Source organism: Metabacillus sp. YM-086 (genome assembly GCF_048059995.1).
Lineage (GTDB): Bacteria > Bacillota > Bacilli > Bacillales > Bacillaceae > Metabacillus > Metabacillus litoralis_B.
This window is the reverse complement of record NZ_JBLUOI010000159.1, coordinates 1-2,593: the sequence shown is the minus strand read 5'-3', so window position 1 is coordinate 2,593 and position 2,593 is coordinate 1. Positions and strand designations below refer to the sequence as shown.

The 2,593-nt window shown below is 35.8% G+C and carries 2 protein-coding genes; one reads left to right on the top strand and one right to left on the bottom strand.

Translation table 11 applies throughout. From position 1 onward, the window contains the following. Positions 1 to 356: 356 nt before the first annotated feature. Positions 357 to 683 carry a YnfA family protein gene (locus ACEWK1_RS27500; protein WP_416636867.1) on the top strand — a complete coding sequence of 109 codons (327 nt, stop codon included), beginning with the start codon at positions 357 to 359 and terminating at the stop codon, positions 681 to 683. A 978-nt stretch (positions 684 to 1,661) separates the two neighbouring features. Here the strand turns inward: ACEWK1_RS27500 and ACEWK1_RS27495 are convergent. Beyond that, positions 1,662 to 2,243, bottom strand: coding sequence for a CBO0543 family protein (locus tag ACEWK1_RS27495; protein WP_416636866.1), 582 nt, complete (start codon positions 2,241 to 2,243; stop codon positions 1,662 to 1,664). Between the last annotated feature and the right edge of the window lie 350 nt (positions 2,244 to 2,593).

The following is a 2,593-nucleotide window of genomic DNA, read 5'->3' as shown; positions in this document are numbered from 1 at the left end:
TGTTAAATTAGAATAAAGTTTGCAGAAGCGAGGAAGCACGTTCAGCCCTTATCTAATCTGACTTCAATGGGGTTATCCAGATTATTCCTTTAGAATAAAGTTTGCTCAAAGATTTGCCCCTTTTCAGCCAGAATTGAACTCTAAAATAAAAAAAGTAAGAATAAAGTTTGCTTAAATATAGAGTAGAGATCACCAAACAAAGGGAGTGACATAAACCTCATGAAGGCACCTTACGGTGACCCCTGTACCTCTACCGATTCTTGCCTTCTGGTTGTTCTATGGTAATGCAGTGCTTTACTACCCTTGGGATACGGTATAATTACCATGTCAATAAATTTATCAAGGGTGGGCTTTAAATGATTTACGCAATTGTATTGTTTATATTTGCTGGATTTGCTGAGATTGGTGGAGGTTATCTTATTTGGCTATGGTTAAGAGAAGGTAAGCCATTCTATTGGGGTGTTTTCGGAGGAATAGCCTTGGCGTTATATGGTGTAATTGCCACATTTCAAACATTCCCATCATTCGGCAGAGTATATGCTGCCTATGGAGGAGTATTTATCGTTCTTTCTGTATTGTGGGGATGGGGTATTGATAAAAAAACACCTGATTTATACGATTGGATAGGTGCTGGTATATGCTTAGTGGGTGTTTCAGTAATGTTATTTGCACCTCGTCAATAGTGTTAAAAAGACAAGAATACATTGAAGGGGAATCAACGAAAGAAGGTGGTGTCCTTAACCGTTTAGGTGTGAGTTTGAAAGAAAGCCATACAATTGCGACTATGCCCCAAAATTCCTCATTTTCCTTTTACTCTTTTGCTTCTTTCAAAATAGGACTTGAACTTATAAGGTGAATTGAGGAATGAGGAGAAAGGATTTTCTGCGTTTCACCTTTATCCAAATAAAATACCGATAAAAGGTATCGAAGATATGTTTCCTATTCGATAGCCTAATCCATCTGCCTTATACATAATACCTTACGGTTTCTCACATATACCACCGTTAATCCCATACTTACCACGTTACCCATACAAAATTGTTTATTTTTATTTTTAATTATTTCTTTATGGGCGAGTGCTTATGTCTGAAGCATGGTATACCTTCATGAACGTGGACTTCCCTTGGAAGATGAAGCACCCTACCTTGCCTTGCAGTTTTGCCTTATCACCACCCTCCCCATACTTACCTCGTGGCCTATACCTAATTATTTATTTTTATTTTTATTTATTTCTTTATGGGCGAGGAATTTGCTAGGGCTTATTACACACTGCTGGACGTGGGCTTCCCTTGAAAGATGCAGCACAATACTATACCTTACGGTTTCCCCTGTACCACCGCCATTCCCCATACTTTCCTCCTGACCCCATACCTAATTATTTATATATATTTATTTTTAAGGGGCGAGAACTCTGCTTGGTGCTTATTACATGTTACTGGACGTGGGCTGCCCTTCATTAGATTGGTTCTAGTTCTCTCATTCAGAGATATAGGAACATCCCTTATGCTGTACTTATGCAGGAAATACCCACCCCGTCTTTCTCCAAATAATAAAACCAAGAACAGGTATCGTAGATAGGTTTCCCGATTCTTAGACTAATCTAGTACAGGAAGTAATTGGACATCTCCGACATGACCAATGATTAATAATTCATAAAAACATCAGATCCTTGTTTTCGGTTCATTACTTTGAAAATGTACAAATATATTGGTTATCCATTTTGATACCAACATAATAACTAAGTAACCCAAAAATAAATGAAAGTAATTAAACCCTTTCAATAAAATAAACAAACCTGACCACACTAAGACTGGTTTAAATAGAAATGCGAGAAATGCACTTGTGATCGTTAAATACAAATAATAATTTTTTCTATGGTTTAACGTCCATTGATAAACCAGCATATATACAACTGGGATTAATGATACATCTAAGGCAAAACTAACGGGAAAAAGCGGAATTGCCTTGAATGGATAACCCCATTTCCCAAAATTAACACCCAAACTGTCTATGTATGTAAACCAAACGTGCACATTAAAACCATAAAACCCCAATAATAATGCCCTCTTTTTATCAATACAAAACCATATAACAGTCAAAGGCAATATAAGGAATATAACATTAACCCAAAACTGCCACGTATCTAAGTATGAAAACTCAAACCAATAATCGATACCTTCATACAAAAGGTTTTCATAATCTTTGATTATTTTCTCAAAAAAACTTCGCTGTTCTTCATTCATTTAAGAAACTCCTTCATCTTTGAACCTCAAAGTATATGCTTATTATTATGATGTAGTGTTTCCATTTTTGTTTTAAATAATATATAAAGCGGATGTTTAATAGTTATTTGTTCCTTTTGCCCCTCATACATAAAGATAAAGGAACATCACTTATTCTTTGCTTATGCAGAAATTACTCCCCGCAAGGGGAACTTTGATCCTCACAGGTTACTTGGTACGACAACATTTTTACATAAAAATGCCCCGCGAATATTCCCATACTCTGGATATACTCACGAGGCTTTGTGCAAACTTTTTTCTTTTTAAGCAGACTTTTTTCTAATTCTGCAAACTTTATTTTAATTCAACAT

Coding starts and splice junctions, on each gene's coding strand:
- ACEWK1_RS27495 (WP_416636866.1), bottom strand. CDS start 2,243: ATGAATGAAGAACAGCGAAGTTTTTTTGAGAAAATAATCAAAGATTAT.
- ACEWK1_RS27500 (WP_416636867.1), top strand. CDS start 357: ATGATTTACGCAATTGTATTGTTTATATTTGCTGGATTTGCTGAGATT.